At 62.7% G+C, this 18,495-nt stretch carries 16 protein-coding genes, 1 pseudogene and 1 riboswitch; of the genes and pseudogenes, 12 read left to right on the top strand and 5 right to left on the bottom strand.

The window, feature by feature from the left end; all coding sequences use genetic code 11:
* Positions 1–10 precede the first annotated feature (10 nt).
* The 7 genes from NKI61_RS10405 (at position 11) to NKI61_RS10375 (ending at position 7,304) form a co-directional block, all read left to right on the top strand.
* Positions 11–970, top strand: coding sequence for an ABC transporter permease (locus tag NKI61_RS10405; protein ID WP_023671388.1), 960 nt, complete (start codon positions 11–13; stop codon positions 968–970).
* Between the two features lie 9 nt (positions 971–979).
* Positions 980–1,804 (top strand): ABC transporter permease, encoded by an 825-nt coding sequence (locus NKI61_RS10400; RefSeq protein ID WP_023671389.1) that lies wholly within the window; start codon positions 980–982, stop codon positions 1,802–1,804.
* Positions 1,804–3,459: an ABC transporter ATP-binding protein gene (locus tag NKI61_RS10395; protein WP_023671390.1), complete on the top strand. Its 1,656-nt coding sequence runs from the start codon at positions 1,804–1,806 to the stop codon at positions 3,457–3,459. Before NKI61_RS10400 ends, NKI61_RS10395 begins: the two co-directional genes overlap by 1 nt.
* A 64-nt stretch (positions 3,460–3,523) precedes the next feature.
* Positions 3,524–4,363 (top strand): alkaline phosphatase family protein, encoded by an 840-nt coding sequence (locus NKI61_RS10390; RefSeq protein ID WP_352521754.1) that lies wholly within the window; start codon positions 3,524–3,526, stop codon positions 4,361–4,363.
* Between the two features lie 286 nt (positions 4,364–4,649).
* Positions 4,650–5,216 carry a sigma-70 family RNA polymerase sigma factor gene (locus NKI61_RS10385; protein ID WP_023683483.1) on the top strand — a complete coding sequence of 189 codons (567 nt, stop codon included), beginning with the start codon at positions 4,650–4,652 and terminating at the stop codon, positions 5,214–5,216.
* A 14-nt stretch (positions 5,217–5,230) separates the two neighbouring features.
* Positions 5,231–5,899, top strand: a complete 669-nt coding sequence (locus tag NKI61_RS10380; protein ID WP_352511136.1) for an anti-sigma factor — start codon at positions 5,231–5,233, stop codon at positions 5,897–5,899.
* Positions 5,889–7,304, top strand: coding sequence for a S8 family serine peptidase (locus tag NKI61_RS10375; protein ID WP_352839329.1), 1,416 nt, complete (start codon positions 5,889–5,891; stop codon positions 7,302–7,304). The genes NKI61_RS10380 and NKI61_RS10375 overlap by 11 nt, the downstream gene beginning before the upstream one ends.
* A gap of 25 nt (positions 7,305–7,329) precedes the next feature.
* Here NKI61_RS10375 and NKI61_RS10370 read toward each other — a convergent pair whose 3' ends face one another.
* Positions 7,330–8,676: an NAD(P)/FAD-dependent oxidoreductase gene (locus NKI61_RS10370; RefSeq protein WP_352839327.1), complete on the bottom strand. Its 1,347-nt coding sequence runs from the start codon at positions 8,674–8,676 to the stop codon at positions 7,330–7,332.
* A 165-nt stretch (positions 8,677–8,841) separates the two neighbouring features.
* Positions 8,842–9,864, bottom strand: a complete 1,023-nt coding sequence (locus tag NKI61_RS10365) for a substrate-binding domain-containing protein (RefSeq protein ID WP_023732606.1) — start codon at positions 9,862–9,864, stop codon at positions 8,842–8,844.
* Positions 9,865–10,229: 365 nt separating this feature from the next.
* On the opposite strand from NKI61_RS10365, the gene NKI61_RS10360 reads away from it, so the two are divergent.
* The 5 genes from NKI61_RS10360 (at position 10,230) to NKI61_RS10340 (ending at position 16,835) form a co-directional block, all read left to right on the top strand.
* Positions 10,230–11,582, top strand: coding sequence for an ABC transporter substrate-binding protein (locus tag NKI61_RS10360; RefSeq protein WP_023732605.1), 1,353 nt, complete (start codon positions 10,230–10,232; stop codon positions 11,580–11,582).
* Between the two features lie 235 nt (positions 11,583–11,817).
* Positions 11,818–12,831 (top strand): carbohydrate ABC transporter permease, encoded by a 1,014-nt coding sequence (locus NKI61_RS10355; protein ID WP_352839325.1) that lies wholly within the window; start codon positions 11,818–11,820, stop codon positions 12,829–12,831.
* A gap of 1 nt (position 12,832) precedes the next feature.
* Complete coding sequence (locus NKI61_RS10350) at positions 12,833–13,987, top strand: carbohydrate ABC transporter permease (protein ID WP_023715517.1); 1,155 nt, start codon at positions 12,833–12,835, stop codon at positions 13,985–13,987.
* Between the two features lie 5 nt (positions 13,988–13,992).
* Positions 13,993–15,657 (top strand): beta-galactosidase BglA, encoded by a 1,665-nt coding sequence (bglA, locus tag NKI61_RS10345; protein ID WP_352839323.1) that lies wholly within the window; start codon positions 13,993–13,995, stop codon positions 15,655–15,657.
* Between the two features lie 65 nt (positions 15,658–15,722).
* Positions 15,723–16,835, top strand: coding sequence for an ABC transporter ATP-binding protein (locus tag NKI61_RS10340; protein WP_352839322.1), 1,113 nt, complete (start codon positions 15,723–15,725; stop codon positions 16,833–16,835).
* Between the two features lie 71 nt (positions 16,836–16,906).
* Here NKI61_RS10340 and NKI61_RS10335 read toward each other — a convergent pair whose 3' ends face one another.
* The 3 genes and pseudogenes from NKI61_RS10335 to NKI61_RS10325 all read right to left on the bottom strand — a co-directional run bounded on the left by NKI61_RS10335 (position 16,907) and on the right by NKI61_RS10325 (position 17,688).
* Entirely contained in the window at positions 16,907–17,140 is a 234-nt protein-coding gene (locus NKI61_RS10335; protein ID WP_352813283.1) for a DUF680 domain-containing protein, read from the bottom strand.
* Positions 17,141–17,211: 71 nt separating this feature from the next.
* Positions 17,212–17,415: pseudogene (locus NKI61_RS10330) on the bottom strand (DUF680 domain-containing protein).
* Positions 17,416–17,481: 66 nt separating this feature from the next.
* Positions 17,482–17,688 carry a DUF680 domain-containing protein gene (locus NKI61_RS10325; RefSeq protein ID WP_023668885.1) on the bottom strand — a complete coding sequence of 69 codons (207 nt, stop codon included), beginning with the start codon at positions 17,686–17,688 and terminating at the stop codon, positions 17,482–17,484.
* 499 nt (positions 17,689–18,187) lie between these two features.
* A riboswitch (cobalamin riboswitch) is annotated at positions 18,188–18,389 on the top strand.
* Positions 18,390–18,495 lie beyond the last annotated feature (106 nt).

Raw genomic sequence — 18,495 nt, 5'->3', positions numbered from 1 at the left:
CTTTGCGGATATGTCCTCACCCGTCGTGAAACTTGTGGCCCAGCGCGTTGCGCTGGGCATCGTCCTCTTGCTGGCCGTTTCGGTCCTGATCTTCGCCGGCACCCAGATCCTGCCCGGCGACGTCGCGCAAGCCATTCTCGGACAGTCGGCGACGCCGGAATCGCTCGCCAATCTGCGCGAGCAGCTCGGCCTGAATCAGCCGGCTTACATCAGGTATTTCCATTGGCTAGGCGGTGTGCTCACCGGCGATCTTGGCACGGCGATGTCGAGCGGCCAGGATATTGCCACGTCGATCAAGGGGCGGCTGTGGAACACGCTGTTCCTCGCCTTCTGGGCTGCGATCGTGGCCGTGCCGCTGGCCATCATCCTCGGCCTGATCGCCGTGCGCTACCGCAATGGTTGGGTCGACAAGCTGATCTCCGGCCTGGCGCTCGCCTCGACATCTTTCCCGGAATTCTTCATCGGCTATGTGCTCGTCTATTTCTTTGCCGTGAAGTATCAATGGTTCCCGGCCATTTCCACGGTCTATGACGGCATGCCGTTCGGCGAGCGCATGCAGGCGATCGCGTTGCCAGCCACCGCGCTGACGCTGGTTGTGCTGGCGCATATGATGCGCATGACCCGCGCGGCCATCCTCAACGTCATGCAGTCGGCCTATGTCGAGACGGCGGAACTGAAAGGCCTGTCGGCCTTCAACGTCATCCGCAAGCATGCTTTCCCCAATGCCATCGCGCCGATCATTAACGTCGTCATGCTCAACCTCGCCTACCTCATCGTCGGCGTCGTCGTGGTCGAGGTGATCTTCGTCTATCCCGGCATGGGACAATATCTGGTCGACCACGTCACCAAGCGCGACGTGCCGGTGGTGCAGGCGGTCGGCCTGGTCTTCGCCGCCGTCTATATCAGCCTCAACATCATTGCGGACATCGGGGCGATTGTCGCCAATCCGCGCCTCAGACATCCGAAATAGGCGGCGGGCATGCTCGACATCAAACGCATCCCCATCCCCGCACTGATCGGCATCGTGCTGACAGCTATGTTCGTGCTGGCGGCAGTTTTCGCACCGTTGATCGCACCGTACGGCAATGCCGAAATCGTCGGCGATGTCTGGGAACCGATGACGGCGGCACATTTGCTGGGCACCGACAATCTCGGTCGCGATCTTCTGTCGCGCATGATCTACGGCGCCCGCATCACGCTGTTCATTGCGGTGCTGGCCACCGCGCTGTCATTCTCGCTCGGCGCCATCCTCGGCTTTTCGGCGGCGGTGTTCGGCGGCTGGTTCGACACGCTGCTGTCGCGCCTTGTCGATCTGCTGATGTCGATCCCGACCTTGATCATGGCGCTCGTCGTGCTTTCGGTGCTGCCGACCAACCTGGTGACGCTGATCCTGGTGATGGGCGTCCTCGACTCGACCCGCGTCTACCGGCTGTCGCGCGCGGTGGCCGTCGACATCAACGTCATGGATTATGTCGAGGCCGCCAAGCTGCGGGGCGAAGGCAGCGGCTGGATCATCTTCCGCGAGATCCTGCCCAACGCGCTGTCGCCGCTGGTCTCGGAACTTGGTCTGCGCTTCATCTACGCGGTGCTGTTCTTGTCGACGCTGTCCTTTCTCGGCCTCGGCGTGCAACCGCCGGATGCCGACTGGGGTGGCATGGTCAAGGAAAACAAGGACGGCATCGTCTTCGGTATCGGGGCGGCACTCATCCCCGCCGCGGCGATCGCAGCACTGGCGATTTCGGTCAATCTGGTCGCCGATTGGGTGCTCAACCGCACGACAAGCCTGAAGGGAGGACGCGGGTGATGGCTGACACCAAAGCAAAGCCCGGCCTGCTGCTCGATATCCGCAATCTGCGCATCGAAGCGACAGTGTTTCCGCCCGGCGAGGCGCCGAAGAACATCGTTTTGGTCCACGATGTCTCGCTGACGCTGGAAAAGGGCAAGGTGCTCGGCCTGATCGGCGAGTCCGGCGCCGGCAAGTCGACCATCGGCCTGTCGTCGATGGGCTATGGCCGTGGCGGCGTGCGCATCACCGGCGGAGAGGTGCTGCTCAACGGCCGCGATATTCTCAAGGGCGGCAAGGAAGGTTTCCGCAAATTGCGCGGCCGCGAGGTCTGCTATGTCGCGCAGTCGGCGGCCGCCGCCTTCAACCCGGCGCACAAGCTGATGGACCAGGTGGTGGAAGCAACGCTGCTGCACGGCACGGCGACACGCGCCGAGGCCGAGAAACGTGCCGTGGCGTTGTTCAAGAAGCTCAGCCTGCCAAACCCCGAAATCATCGGCGAACGCTTCCCGCACCAGGTCTCAGGCGGCCAGTTGCAGCGCGTGATGACGGCTATGGCGCTGTGTTCGGAACCTGACCTGATCGTCTTCGACGAGCCGACCACGGCACTCGACGTTACGACGCAGATCGACGTGCTGGCGGCGATCAAGGACGCCATCCGCGACACCCATGTCGCGGCGCTCTACATTACCCACGATCTTGCCGTCGTCGCCCAGGTCTCGGACGAGATCATGGTGCTGCGCCATGGCAGGCTGGTCGAATGGGGCGGCACTCGCCAGATCATCAAGGAGCCGCGCCAGGAATACACCAATGCGCTGGTCTCGGTGCATGAGATCGAGCATGCCGAGCAGAAGCCCGGCGCCGCGCCGTTCCTGTCGGTCAAGAACGTCACCGCCGCTTACGGCGGCAGCCACGTCAAGGTGCTGAAGAACGTCTCGGTCGACATCTATCCGGGACAGACGCTGGCGGTCGTCGGTGAATCCGGCTCTGGCAAGTCGACGCTGGCGCGCGCTATCACCGGGCTGTTGCCGCCCGAGGAAGGCACCGTCACCTTCGATGGCAGGCCGCTCGCCAACCGGCTTGCCGACCGGCCGAAGGAGGATCTGCGCCAGTTGCAGATGATCTATCAGATGGCCGACGTGGCGATGAACCCGCGCCAGACCGTCGGCACCATCATCGGCCGGCCGCTGGAATTCTACTTCGGCATACGCGGCCGCGAGCGCGACAAGCGCGTCGCCGAACTGCTCGACGAGATCGAGATGGGCAAGGGCTTTCTCGATCGTTATCCGGCCGAACTCTCCGGAGGCCAGAAACAGCGCGTCTGTATCGCCCGCTCGCTCGCCGCCAAGCCCAAGCTGATCATCTGCGACGAGGTGACATCGGCGCTCGACCCGCTGGTGGCCAACGGCATTCTCAAGCTGCTGCTCAACCTGCAGCAGCACGAGAAGGTCGCCTACCTCTTTATCACTCACGATCTGGCGACGGTGAAGTCGATCGCCGATTCGATCGCGGTGATGTACCGCGGCGAGGTGGTGCGCTACGGCGCCAAGAGCAAGGTGCTGACGCCGCCCTTCGACGCCTATACCGACCTGCTGCTGTCGTCCGTTCCCGAGATGGAGATCGGCTGGCTGGAAAAGGCGATCAAGGGACGGCGCATGGCGAGCGCGGGGAATTAGTAGGGAATTCGCGGCCTTTGTCGCGAAAACTTCCTTCAACGGCAAAAGCTTTCCGGAGCCGCCCATGGCGCTCAAGACCAAACTGCTGCTCATCATTCTCGATGGCGTGCCCTACCGGAACTGGCGCCGGCTGATGGGCAATCTCGAGGGCTGGGTGCAGTCGGGCGAGGCGCAGGTGTGGAAGATGCGCTCGGTGCTGCCGTCGACCTCGGCCTGCTGCTATGCCTCGATCCACACCGGGGTTTCGCCGCAGGAGCACGGCATCCTATCCAACGAGAACCGTTTTCTCGTCAACAAGCCGGATATTTTCTCCGAGGTCAGCAAGGCCGGCGGCAAGACCGGCGCAGTGACGCATTCCTACTGGTCCGAATTCTTCCGTTCCTATCCGTTCGATCTGGTCGAGGACATGGAGTATGACGAGCCCAACGGACCGATCGCGCATGGCCGCTTCCACACCATGACCGGCTATAATGCCCGCAACCAGATGACGCCGAGCGATGTCGACCTGTTTGCGACGCTGACCATGCTGACCCGGCGCCATGATATCGACTACGGGATCCTGCACACCTGCACGCTCGATTCGATGGGCCATCGCTTCGGCCATGACTGCCACGAAATGGACCATGCCTGCTATGCGATGGACGGCATGCTGGCAGCCTTCCTGCCGGGCTGGCGGCAAGCCGGTTACGAGGTGATCGTAACCGCCGACCACGGCCAGACAGACCGCGGCCATCATGGCGGCCGCGACGATGAAATGCAGGATTTCGCGCTGTATTATTTCGGAGCCGGCAAAGGGCCGGATCCGGACACGCTGCTTGATCAGCTGCAACTGGCGCCGACGGTGCTGAAGCGGCTGGGTGTGCCGGTGCCGGAGACCATGAAGGCTAAGCCGTTTTTGGGGTGACGGAGGTCGTCGCTGAGCAGTCGTTCGCTACCCCCTCTCCCCGTCACTATACGGGGAGAGGGTAAGGGTGAGGGGCAGCGCTAACATCAAAATAAATACCCCAACGCCGGCGCCGCCCCTCATCCGCCTGCCGGCACCTTCTCCCCGTATGTGACGGGGAGAAGGGAGACGCTCTGGCAACACTCCCTCTCTTCGGTTAGCTTCGCCAAAATTCCTTGGCGGAAGGATGAACCTTTTTGAACCTATCGGCGACAGAGCAGACAGGAGCCAGGCGGCTCGACCGGCCATGACGGCAGCGACCGAGACTGATCGCGCGCTTGTCGACCGGGTCGCGAAGGGCGACCGTGCCGCTGTTCGGCTGCTGTTCATGCGTCACCACGCGCGGGTCTACCGCTTCGTGGTGCGCCAGACGGGATCGGAAATGATGGCCGACGATATCGCAAACGAGGTCTTTCTCGAGCTGTGGCGCCAGGCGCCCGGTTTCGAAGGGCGCTCGGAAGTCTCGACATGGCTGCTCGGCATCGCCCGGTTCAAGGCGCTGTCGATGCTGCGCAAGAAAAAAGAAGACTGGATCGATGACGATGATGCGGCGCAGGTTCCCGATGGCGCCGACACGCCGGAAGTCGCCACCATGAAGGAAGACAAGGGCGCCGCCTTGCGGCGCTTCGTCGATGCTTTGCCGGAGGAACACCGCTCGGTGATCGACCTTGCCTATTACCATGGACAGTCGGTGACGGAGATCGGCGAGGTGCTCGGCATCCCGGTCGCCACTGTCAAGACCCGAATGTTCTACGCCCGCAAGAAACTCGGCGAAGCCCTCAAGGCCGCCGGTTACGACAGGGGGTGGCCATGAGTAATCCTGAAGATATGAGCGCCGCTGGAAAAATGTCACGCCGTGACGAAATGGAAACGCTGCTGCCGTTCTACCTGAACGGCTCGCTGGAAGGCTCGGACCTCGAAGCCGTCGAGGAATGGCTGGCGTCCGATCCGGCGGCGACGGCGGCGCTTGGCGAGGCTGAGGCGGAATTCTCCGGCGCCGCCGCCGCCAACGAGGCGATCCGGCCACCGGCCGATGCGCTCAGCCGCTTTGCCAGGGCGCTCGACGCCGAAGCCGGACCGGTCCGCGCTCCCGCGGGCGGTTCCTGGCTGGCGCAGGCACTCGGCCGTTTCATGGCGGTGCCGGTCGGCGTCGCCTGGGCGGCAGCGGCGGTGCTGCTGGCGTTGGTCGTGGTGCAGTCCTACGTGCAGACCGGCGGCAAGAGCCATGATTTCGAGATTGCCGGCGCCGAGGATGATCTGGCGAAACTGCCGTTCGCGCTGGTCAAGTTCAAGCCGGATGCGAAGATGTCCGACATCGCTGTCTTCCTCGACCAGAACGCGCTGAAGATCGCCGGCGGGCCGGCCGCCTCGGGCGTCTTCCGCATTGCCATCCCGGTCAAGACCGGAGCAGACTACACCAGGCTCGTCGGCCTTATTGCCGCCCAGCCTTTCACGGAGACCGTGATCGAGGGAAGGAAACCCGTTGATGGCAGCTAGGGCGGTCATTCGATTTGCGGCGATCCTGGTGGCGGCGACGACAATCGTCGCCGTGCCGGCGTCGGCGCAGACCAATGATCCCAATGCCGGCCGGGCCGACTGCACCGACGCGGCCGGAGCGGCGGCTGCCGACTGCCCGAAAGACGGCAATAAGGCCAAGGGCGGCGCAGGCGAATCAGGCGCAGTTACCCTTCCGGCCCTGATCGTCGACCTGTTTCCCAACCCACCGGCTCCCGAAGCGCCCGTGCCGACGCCACGACCGTCAACGCCGCCTGCCGACACGCAGGCCGGGCCACCCGCCGGCGGGGCGATCGTTTCGCCGACCGATCTTGTCGCGACCGCGCCGCGGCGTGCCATCGCCGGCGAGTTCGTGCCCGACGAGGTGCTGGTGACCGTCGACGGCGATGCCGGCGCCGTCCAGCAGATCGCCGCCTCCTTCGGCCTTGAAGTGCGCTCGCAGCGCCAGTCGCGGCTGCTCGGCACCACACTGGTGCGCTTCGGCATTCCCGACGGCCGCCCGGTCGGCGCCGTGCTGGCGCAGCTGGCCGCCGATGGCCGCACCCTGCGGCGCGAGCCAAACCATATCTATTCGCTGCAGCAGGCGGCCGGCATCGTCAACTATGCCTTCGAGCGCATTCAGCTCGACAACAAGCAAGCCAGTGGCGAAAACGTGCGCATTGCCGTCATCGACACCGGCATAGACGACACCAATCCGGCGCTTTCCGGCGTCATTGCCGATCAGTTCGACGCCATGCCCAACGTGCCGGTCGAAAAGCGTGACCACGGTACCTCGGTCGACGGGCTGATCGCCGGCGTCGGCGCCCTCGAAGGCATGGCGCCCGGCGCCAGGATCTATCACGCCCGCGCCTTCGAGGACGGCAGGTCGACCATGGATGTCATCCTGTCGGCGCTCGACTGGGCGGCGGACCAGAATGTCAGCATCATCAATATGAGTTTCGTCGGCCCCAAGAACGATCTGCTCGCCACCGCCTGCCGCAATGCGCGCGGGCTCGGCATCATCCTGGTCGCTGCTGCCGGCAACAACGGGCCGAAGGCGCCCTATGGCTACCCCGCCGCCTATGACGGCGTGATCGCGGTCACCGCCACCGACGCCAAGGACGGGCTGATGCAGCAGGCCAATCGCGGCGCTTATGTCTTCATCTCGGCGCCCGGCGTCGAGATGGTGGCGCCGAGCGGCGCCGGCTCTGACGTCGTCACCGGCACCTCATTTGCCGCCGCGATCGTGTCCGGCGCAATCGCCAACCTGATCCACGCCTCACCCGAGCGCTCGGCCGACGATATCGAAAAGGCGCTGGCCGCCACCGCCAGGGATCTCGGTCCGAAGGGACGGGACAATGATTTCGGTTATGGGCTGCTGGATACGAAGGCGGCGGCGAACAAGTAAACGGGCGAATTTCGCGCCACCCAATTCAGAGCGCCGGACCCAGCCGGACAGGGCTGCCATCATGGAAGCGAGACAGCCGGAAGCGGCTGAGGTCGTGCCCGGTCTGGTTTCCCTGGATCATGTCGGCAACGACCCGGCCTATGCCAGGCCCGATGCCGAAGCCGTGACCGCTCATTCCCGTCGCGACGAAAAGACGGCCGACGGCCTGCACATGATCCACGATGGGGACGACGTCCGGCATGGCGTCGATCATGCCGCCCCAGCCTGCCTTCAGGCGAACTGCTTCGAACTGTGGAAAAAGACACCCGAAGTTACGTTCTATCGAACGCAGACCGGCTCGTTCAGGGGGCGGGTTCAGCACTCGCATTTTTTCGAAAGGACTGACGGAATCCGGCACCCAATCGCGCGGCGTCGACCAGGCATCAGGGTAGCCTGACGGGGCGAACGGAAAGTAGCGCGTCCCGAACGGATTGTCCCTGAGGGCGGGAAGGTATTTGGTGGCGTGCCGGAATGCGTCAGGCCCCAGGTAAAGCAAATGGCTGCCGCCCGCGGCGAGCGTATATCCGCCATCCTGCCTGCGCCGGAACGCGATGTGTTCGTCGGCGGCCGCACCTGCATTGACCTCAGGCATGGGCTCCGTTGCGGCTGCGGTTACTCTGACGCTGAGCTGGGGGATGGAGATGCCGTGTCTGCGCAAGAACAGAGATGACCAGGCGCCGCCGGCGACCAGCACGCTGGAGGCCTCGACATACCCCGCCTCGGTCCACACGCCCTTGATCTTGCCGCCTGAGATTTCGAGGGTTCGCGCCGCACAATTCTCGACGATTTTGACGCCTTTTCGCGCGGCGAGCCGGGCAAGTGCCGGCACTGCCAGCCAAGGCTCCGCGCGCATGTCGGAGAGCGTCGTCATCGCGCCCTTGAATTTGCGCGACATGCCTTTGATGAGTGCCGCGGTTTCGTCTGCATCCAGGAGACGCGTGTCGAGCGCATGCGTCGCGGCGATTTTCATGAACGCTTCGAAGCCGGCCATGTCCTTGTCGGTGTTCGCGAGGTAGGTCACACCTGTCTGGGTCAGGCCGATGTCCTCGCCACATTCCTCAGCCAGTTGCCGCCACAGGCGAATAGCCTCGATGACGATGGGCAGCTCGTCGGCGTCGCGTCCCTGCTTTCGAATCCAGCCCCAGTTTCGGGACGACTGTTCGGCCGCAATGCGTCCTTTTTCCAGCAGCGTCACCGGGATGTTCCGCTGTGCCAGGAAAAGCGCCGTCGTCACACCGATGATGCCGCCACCGACAATGACCACCTCCGACGTTTTCGGCGGTGGGCCAGGATGCCGGATTGGATCCGTTTCGGAGAACGGGAATATGGGCAAGTGGCGCACCCTGAGGACTGGTTGATGGCTCTGGCTTACTGGTTGCCACCCACTCGAAGCCAAATCAAGGACAGGTCCAGGCAGACCGTTGTCCCAACAAAGTCAATCTATCTGCGGGCAACATCCACAAGGGTGAACTTGCCCAGCGGAGCGATGGATTAATCCCTAGACGGGGGCGCCTGCGACCGAACCCCTCACCACCAGATCGACTGGCCAGACCTCGCCTCGCGCCCCTTCTTCCAAGCCGGAAATGCGCGCTGCCAGGCGTTCGGCGATGCGGGCGCCGGCGAGGCGGATCGACGAGCGCGTCGTCGACAGCGGCACGGAAAAATTCTCCGGCTTCAGCCATGGAAAGACGTCGTCATGGGCAATCAACGACAGGTCGCCGGGAATGGTCAGGCCAAGGTCGCGCACCGCGCGCACGACGCCGAGCGACATGATCAGGCTGGAGCAGGCGATCGCCGTCGGCCGCTCGCTCTGTTCGAGCAGGCGCCTGGCGGCGCGATAGCCGTTCTCCTCGGTCATCGTCACCGAGCAGACATGGCGCTCGCCGAGCGTCAGGCCGCTCGCGGCCAGCGCCCTGCGCATGCCGCGCTCGCGGTGGATGGCGAAGGTCTCGCGGTCGTCGCCATTGATCAGCGCCAGCCGGCGGTGGCCGAGCTGAACCAGCAGCCGGGCGGCGTCGTGGAAGCCGCCCTCATTGTCGATGTCGGTGAAGGGATAGTCGAAATCGAAGCCTTCGCTGCGGCCATGGACGATGAAGGGAATGCCGAGCGTGTTGACCAGCGCCACCCGCCGGTCGGCCGGGCGCGGCGAGGAGATGTAGACGGCGTCGACCTGGCGGTTGGCGACGATGCGGCGATAGGTGGTTTCCTGGTCGTCGGCATCGGCCGGCGACAGCACTAGGTCGAGTTCGTGCGAGCGGGCATAGTCGCCGAGGCCGGAGAGGAATTCGACGAAATGCGGGTCTATGTCGACGGAGGCGCCCGTCGGCAGGACATAGCCGATCATGCCCGTCTTGCCGGTCGCCAGCCGGCGCGCGCTCGGGTTGGGCCGGTAGCCGTGGCGCTTGGCGGCATCCACCACACGCCGGCGGGTTTCCTCGTTGACCTCGGGATAGCCGTTCAGCGCACGGCTTACCGTTGTCTGCGACAGAGCCAGCATATGAGAGAGCTGCTTCAGGTTCACCGGGAGGTCTCCAAGCCTCAAAGCGGTTTTAATTTTTAATCTCTGTGGCCGCCAAGACGAGCGCAACGGAACCGGGCGACCATACGCACTGGTCCGGCCAGTTTGAAGCAAAATGTGCTGTTGCAGCGCGAAAATACTATGCTGCAGCGCACTTTAACAACGTCTCGCGACTAAAATTAAATCGATTAGCCCACCGCCCTCTTGACTTCCAGCCGATTCAATGGCGAGATCAAAAAGGCCAAAGCGCTTTGGAAGACTCTTCGAAAGGTTGCGGTTCCTTACTGAACGAGTCACAGTCCTGCAGCGTCGGCGGGCGGAATGGAGGTTCCGTCCGGGTGTATGTGTCCACACTGGGAGGAATACCGATGAAGAAGATGCTTCTGCTTGGCGCAGCGTTTGCCACGCTCGTGTCCCTGCCGGCGCAAGCCGAACTGAAGTTCAAGCCCGGGGAAGACAAGCGCTTCAACTGGGCCAATTACGAAGAGCTGAAGAAGGTCGATCTCAAGGGCGAGACGCTGACCATCTTCGGGCCCTGGCGCGGCGAGGACGAAGGCCTCATCCGCACTGTTCTCGAATATTTTCAGGAAGCCACCGGCGCCGAGATCAAATACTCCTCGTCGGAAAATTACGAACAGCAGATCGTCATCGATACCCAGGCCGGCAGCCCGCCCAATATCGCCGTACTGCCGCAGCCGGGCCTGATCCAGGATCTGGCGTCCAAGGGCCTTTTGACGCCGCTGGGCGACGACACCGCCAAATGGATCAAGGACAATTACGGCGCCGGCCAGTCATGGGTCGATCTCGGCACCTTCAAGGACAAGGACGGCAAGCCGGGCTTCTTCGCCTTCCCCTACAAGGCCGACGTGAAATCGCTGGTCTGGTATTCGCCCGACAATTTCGAGGAAGCCGGCTACAAGGTTCCCAAGACCCAGGAAGAGCTCGCCGACCTCGAGAAGAAGATCATCGCCGACGGCGGCACGCCGTGGTGCATCGGCCTCGGCTCAGGCGGCGCTACCGGCTGGCCGGCGACCGACTGGGTCGAAGACATCATGCTGCGCACCCAGGCGCCCGACGTGTATGACAAGTGGGTAAAGAACGAGATCCCGTTCAACGATCCGGCGGTGGTCAACGCCATCGACATTTTCGGCAAGATCGCGACCGACGACAAGATGGTCGACGGTGGGGCCAAGGCGGTTGCCGCGACCGACTTCCGCGACAGCCCGAAGGGCCTCTTCTCGGTGCCGCCGAAATGCTACCTGCACCATCAGGCATCGTTCATCCCGACCTTCTTCCCGGAAGGCACAAAGGTTGGACAGGACGCCGACTTCTTCTACTTCCCGCCCTATGCATCCAAGCCCGAGCTGGGCACGCCTGTGCTCGGCGCCGGCACGCTGGCCATGATCACCAAGGATTCGAAGGGTGCACGCGCGTTCATCGAATTCCTGAAAATGCCGCTGGCGCATGAAATCTGGATGGCCCAGGGCGGCTTCGTCACGCCGCTCAAGTCGGTCAACAAGGATGCCTATGCCAGCGACGCGCTGAAGAAGCAGGGCGATATCCTCGCCAATGCCTCGACCTTCCGCTTCGACGGTTCGGACCTGATGCCGGGCAAGATCGGCGCCGGCGCCTTCTGGACCGGCATGATCGATCTGGTCGGCGGCAAGTCGGCGCAGGATGTCGCCACCGACATCCAGAAGAGCTGGGACGCTATCAAGTAGTCAGCTGGCAAGCAGTCAACTGGCAAGTAACCACTGCCAAGTAATCAGCCGCTTTGGCGGCAAATTCAGGACTTCCTCCACAGACTGGATCCGGGCCGCTATGGCCCGGATCCGACCGGCGCCTTACGCCGGACCGATTTGCGTTCGTTCGTTCCAGAATAACTTAAATCGGCGCAGAGCCACATCGCCAGGGCTGTTCAAGGCCCGGCCGATCATGCGCAGGGAAGAGGGACCCATGGCTGCTCAGATCTTATCGGCCATTTTTGTCATCATCATCGGCGTCGGCGGCTGCGTCGCCTATTTCTGGGGCGCCAACAAGCTGGTCGACCTGATATTCCCGTCGCGCGGCGTGGCCGGGGCTGCGGCCATCGACAATCTGCGCCGGCAAGGACTGGTCCGTCCGTGGCTGTTCGTCGGCCCGGCGATGATCATCCTCACCGTCTACCTGATCTATCCGGTGGTGGCGACGCTCTGGCTGTCCTTCCTCGACCGCGGCGGCCAGCATTTTGTCGGCTTCGCCAACTATGAATGGGCGTTCGGCGACCGCGAGTTCCGCAACTCGATCCTGAACAACATCATCTGGCTGGCGGTGGTGCCCGCCGCCTGCACCTTTCTAGGGCTGATAATCGCCGTGCTCACGGACAAGATCTGGTGGGGCACAATCGCCAAGAGCCTGATCTTCCTGCCGCTGGCGATCTCCTTCGTCGGCGCCAGCGTGATCTGGAAATTCATCTACGAATACCGCGGCGAGGGCCAGACGCAGATCGGCCTGCTCAACGCCATCATCCAGTATTTCGGCGGCCAGCCGCAGGTCTGGATATCGCTGCCGTTCTGGAACAATTTCTTCCTGATGATCATCCTGATCTGGATCCAGACCGGCTTTGCCATGGTCATCCTGTCTTCGGCGTTGCGCGGCATCCCCGAAGAGACGCTTGAAGCCGCGGTCATCGACGGCGCCAATCCGTTCCAGATCTTCTGGAAGATCATGGTGCCGCAGATCTGGGGCACCATCGCCGTGGTCTGGACGACGATCACCATCCTGGTGCTGAAAGTGTTCGACATCGTGCTGACCATGACCAACGGCCAATGGAACAGCCAGGTGCTGGCCAATCTGATGTTCGACTGGATGTTCCGCGGCGGCGGCGATTTCGGCCGCGGCGCCACCATCGCCATCATCATCATGATCGCGGTCATCCCGATCATGGTCTGGAACATCCTGCAGGCGAACAAAGAGACGGGAGGACATTGAGATGGCCGTCGCGACCGGGAAGTCCTTTGCCAGCCGCTTCGGCGTCCACATCGCCGTGCTCGTCTTCGTCGCCATCTGGACCGTGCCGACGCTCGGCATCCTGGTCTCGTCACTGCGCGACAAGGACCAGATCATCGCCTCGGGCTGGTGGAACTCGTTCTCCAGCTCCAGCCAGACTGAAGCCGGCCGCCTGCCGCCTGCCTCGGCGCAGGTCGAGAAGGACGGCAAGTTCGTGCTTGCCGGCAATATCTTCGGCGACGGTGCTGCGCGCAACATCAGCGCCTTCGGCGTCAAGTCGGCGGCACCGACGCAATATCCGGCCGGCACCACTGCCGATCTCGGCGACGGCGTGACCTTGCAGCTCAATGCCGACGGCACGTTCGTCATGAGTTCGCCCAAGGCTTTCGAAGGCGACCGTGGCCAGCGCGTCTATTACGCCTCGTCGGCGCCACCGAAATTCACCACCGACAATTACAAGACCGTGCTGTTTTCGGAGGGCATCGGCCGCTCGTTCATAAACTCGCTGACCGTTACCATCCCGGCGACGGTCATCCCGATCCTGATCGCCGCCTTCGCCGCCTATGCATTGGCGTGGATGCGTTTTCCCGGCCGCGCCTTGCTGATCGCCACCATCATCGGCCTGCTGGTGGTGCCGTTGCAGATGTCCTTGATCCCACTTTTGAAAATCTACAACGGCGTCGGCATATTCTTCGGTGTGCCGTCGAAAACCTATCTTGGCATCTGGCTGGCGCATACCGGCTTCGGCCTGCCCTTCGCCATCTATCTCCTGCGCAGCTATATTGCCGGCCTGCCGCGCGAGATCATGGAATCGGCGCGCATAGACGGCGCCAGCGATTTCGAAATCTTCGTCAAGATCGTGCTGCCGCTGTCCTTCCCGGTGCTGGCGTCCTTTGCAATCTTCCAGTTCCTGTGGGTGTGGAACGATTTGTTGGTGGCAATGGTTTTCCTCGGTACCGAAGGGGACCAGATCGTGCTGACCGCGAAGCTCAACGCGCTGCTCGGCTCGCGCGGCGGCGACTGGGAAATCCTGACGACATCGGCCTTCGTCACCATTATCGTGCCGCTGATCGTGTTCTTCTCGCTGCAGCGCTATTTCGTCCGCGGGCTGCTGGCCGGCTCGGTCAAAGGAGGTTGAGACTTATGCAAGCCGCTTTGAAGGCGACCTCGAAGCCCGATCTCGCCGTCGATCGCGACTGGTGGCGGGGCGCGGTGATCTACCAGATCTATCCGCGCTCCTATCAGGACTCCAATGGCGACGGCATCGGCGACCTCAAGGGCATCATCCGCAGGCTGCCCTACATCGCCTCGCTCGGCGTCGACGCCATCTGGATTTCGCCCTTCTTCAAGTCGCCGATGAAGGATTTCGGCTACGACGTCTCGGACTATTGCGACGTCGACCCGATGTTCGGGACGCTCGCCGATTTCGACGCGCTGGTTGCGGAAGCCCATCACCTCGGCCTCAAGGTGATGATCGACGAGGTGCTGTCGCACACCGCCGACAACCATCCATGGTTCAAGGAGAGCCGCGCCAGCCGTAGCAATCCCAAGGCCGACTGGTATGTCTGGGCCGACGCCAGGCCGGACGGCACGCCGCCCAACAACTGGCTGTCGATCTTCGGCGGCTCGGCCTGGCAGTGGGACACCAGCCGCCAGCAATATTATCTGCATAATTTCCTGTCCGAGCAGCCGGACCTCAACTTCCACAATCTGGAAGTCCAGGACGCGCTGCTCGACGTCACCCGCTTCTGGCTGGAGCGCGGCGTCGACGGCTTCCGCCTCGACACCATCAATTTCTACTTCCACAGCCAGGGGCTGGAGAACAATCCGCCGCTGCCGCCCGAAGAGCGCAACGACCAGACAGCACCTGCGGTCAATCCCTACAACTACCAGGACCATATCTACGACAAGAGCCGGCCGGAAAACCTTGCCTTCCTCGAACGGTTCCGGGCGCTGCTCGACGAATATCCGGCGGCCGCCGCGGTCGGCGAAGTTGGCGATTCGCAGCGTGGGCTGGAAGTGGTCGCCGCCTACACCGCCGGCGGCAAACGCGTCCACATGTGCTATTCCTTCGATTTCCTGGCGCCGGAAAAGATCAGCGCCGCCAAGGTGCCCCAGGTGCTGGAAGCCTTCGGCAAGGTCGCCAGCGACGGCTGGTCGTGCTGGGCCTTTTCCAACCACGACGTGATGCGTCCGGCCTCGCGCTGGGCCGCCGACGAGGCCGACCCGGCCGCCTATCTGAAGGTTATCTCGGCGCTGCTGATGTCGCTGCGCGGTTCGGTCTGCCTCTATCAGGGAGAGGAGCTTGGGCTGGGCGAAGCCGAGTTGCAGTTCGAGGATCTGCAGGACCCCTACGGCATTCGCTTCTGGCCCGAATTCAAGGGCCGCGACGGCTGCCGCACGCCGATGGTGTGGGATGCAACCGCCAGCAATGCCGGCTTTTCGACGGCCAAGCCCTGGCTGCCGGTGCCGGGCAAGCATTTGTCGCAAGCCGTCAATGTTCAGCAGGGCGACGCGGCCTCGCTGCTCGAGCACTACCGGCGCTTTCTCGGTTTCCGCCGCCAGCATCCGGCCCTGGCCAAAGGCGATATCGAGTTCATCGAAAGCGAGGGCGACACCGTCGCCTTCACCCGCCGTGAGGGCAATGAGCAGATCGTCTGCGTCTTCAATCTGGCCAGCAAGCCGGCCGAGGTCGATCTCGGTGGTCAGGCGCTGCTGCCCTTGGCCGGGCACGGTTTTTCGGGACAATCCGGCACAGGTTCCATCCGCCTCGGCGGCTACGGCGCCTGGTTCGGGCGCATCGACTGAGTTTTTGACGAAACTGGATTTTTTGAGAAATCCAGGTTCTCTAGGGAAATCACTGGGAGGAAATCATGGCCGACGTCACGCTGAGACAGGTGAAGAAATCATACGGCAATCTGCACATTCTCCACGGCATCGACCTCGACATAAAGTCGGGCGAGTTCATCGTCTTCGTCGGCCCGTCGGGTTGCGGCAAGTCGACCTTGCTGCGGTCCATCGCCGGGCTTGAGGAGATCACCTCCGGCGAGCTGAAGATCGCCGGCGAGGTGGTGAACGACGTGCCGCCTTCCAAGCGCGGCATCGCCATGGTTTTCCAGTCCTATGCGCTCTATCCGCACATGACCGTCTACGACAACATGGCCTTCTCGATGAAGATCGGCAAGGAAAGCAAGGCCGAGATCGACAAGCGGGTGCGGCAGGCCGCCGAAATCCTGCAGCTGACCAAATATCTCGACCGCCTGCCCAAGGCGATGTCGGGCGGCCAGCGCCAGCGTGTCGCCATCGGTCGCGCCATCGTGCGCAATCCGAAAGTGTTCCTGTTCGACGAGCCGCTGTCGAATCTCGACGCGGCGCTGCGCGTCGCGACCCGCATCGAGATCGCCAAGCTCAAGGAATCGATGCCTGCCACGACCATGATCTACGTCACCCACGATCAGGTCGAAGCGATGACGCTCGCCGACCGCATCGTCGTGCTGAAGGATGGCCATATCGAGCAGGTCGGCACGCCGATGGACCTCTACAAGAAGCCCGGCAATCTGTTCGTTGCCCAGTTCATCGGCTCGCCGGCCATGAACATCCTGCCGGCGACAATCGACAGGACGGGCAACCCGACAATCGTCAGCCATGTCGGCGGCCGCAAGGCAACGGTGCCGATCGCAACGCCGGCGTCAGCAAAGGGTGCGGCAGTCAGCTTCGGCGTGCGGCCGGAGGATCTGTCGGCCGCCACCGGCGCGGACTATCTTTTCGAGGGCGTGGTGGACTATGTCGAGCAACTCGGCGAGGTGCAGCTTGTCTATGTCGATATCGGCCGCGCCGACCTGCCGTTGGTGACCAAGCTGCCCGGCAATGTCGAGGTCAAGCGCGGGGCAAAGCTGCGACTGACCGCGGATGCCGGGGACCTGCACATCTTCGACGCCGATGGGCACTCCTTCTCGCTCAAGCCGGTGGAAGTGAAGGCGGCTTGAGATAGCTGCGTCGTACAGGTATGAAAAAGAGCGGCGGGCCAGGCCCGCCGCTCTTTTTTAAGCTTCGGCTGTTAGTTGTTGCCGAACCGATCCCTGTCGCTGCTCTGAGGAACGAACTTCTGTTGGTCGTTCGACGAGTTCAGCAGCTTGTAGACCGCCGAGTTGGTGCCGGTCGACGAAGTGCGGGTGGTGTCGACGGCAGCGGCCGGCTGGTTGGCGCCATTGGAGCCATAATTGTCGCTGCCGGCAAAGGCAGCGCTCGAAACAGCCAGAAGGGCTGCGGTGGCAAGAACGATCTTCTTCATTTTAGTCTCCTGAATTTTTCTGATGCCGCCAGCTGCAGCGGATAAGCCCGCCGCGTGCTGGGAACCGGCTTTTAACGGCCGAAAAGGTTACGGTCGGCACCGTGGGCAGGCGCCTCCTCGGCTGGAGCCGACTTCTCAACCGAAGCCGTATGGCCACTATCGGTCGACGTAATCGCAGGCTAGTTGGCGCCGTTGGAACCGTAGTTGTCGCTGCCGGCGAAAGCGCTGCCGGAGATGGCCAAAACGGCGGCGGCAGCAAGGATGAGCTTTTTCATTTTCAAACACTCCTGAATTTTTGGGATCCCGAGAGCGACGGGTTAGCCGCTCTCCTTTGGTCGGGATTAGCGATTGCCGTAGAGGTCGCGGTCGGCGCCCTGAACGACAGGCTGCTTGTCAGCGTGCGCCGGCTTCTGAATGGACGCCGTATACGAGCTGTCGACCGAGACGGCTGGCTGGTTCGCACCATTGGAACCGTAATTGTCGCTACCGGCGAAGGCGCTGCCGGTGATCGCCAAAACGGCTGCGGCAGTGAGGATGATCTTTTTCATTTTTAGTACTCCAGTTTGTCTGTCCGTCTAGCGGCGTGTCTTGGGAGGAATTCGCGTCGTTCGGACAGCCCCGATGTGGGAAAGCCATAGGCTGGTTTCCAATCACGAAGTTGTTCCGTGTGGACCACGCTCCTGCACCTTGAAATTGTACCAGGAAGTTCCTTCATGGCTGTTTATTGTATTGTTTTCAGTTGCTTATGTCGAACCGAGTGGTTCGCTCCGGTGTCGGTTTCCGGGCCGTCGTTCACACCGTCCTGCACGCATTGTCAACAGAAACGAACCGTTCGGTTCGATTAGAGATTGCTAATAGTAACTTTTCGATACCGTTGAGCCCTTTTTGCCCCCGATCGAACTGGATCCGCAGCGATTCGAAACGGCGATGATGGCGTCGCAAGAAACGTCTCAGCTCTTTGACCGGCGGCGGGGAGCGTATGCCGCGCGTGTCGCGCCGCATGGATACGATGTCGCTTTCATGCCGACGTCGCGATCGCTGCCGTGATTAGATGATCGCATCTCAGGTGCCGCTTCGTGACGACGCAGCGGAGAATTGGGAAGCCGGTCAGAATCCGGCGCTGCCCCCGCAACGGTGGTGGAGTTGAAGTCGCAACGGGAGACCACTGGGCAAGAGCCTGGGAAGGTGTCGCGATGGTCCGCAAGGACAACTCCAGAGCCCGGAAACCAGCCCGAGATGCATAGACTCGACTGATCGCGGTGGGCGGTCAAGAGGTGGATAGTGCATGTCCGGCGCCGCGCCGGCCTGCGTCCGATCCTTCCTCCATCACCACCAAGTTCAGTCCTTAAACCACG

The organism is Mesorhizobium sp. M0514, from assembly GCF_040321145.1.
Lineage (GTDB): Bacteria > Pseudomonadota > Alphaproteobacteria > Rhizobiales > Rhizobiaceae > Mesorhizobium.
This window is presented reverse-complemented; position numbering and strand designations above follow the sequence as displayed.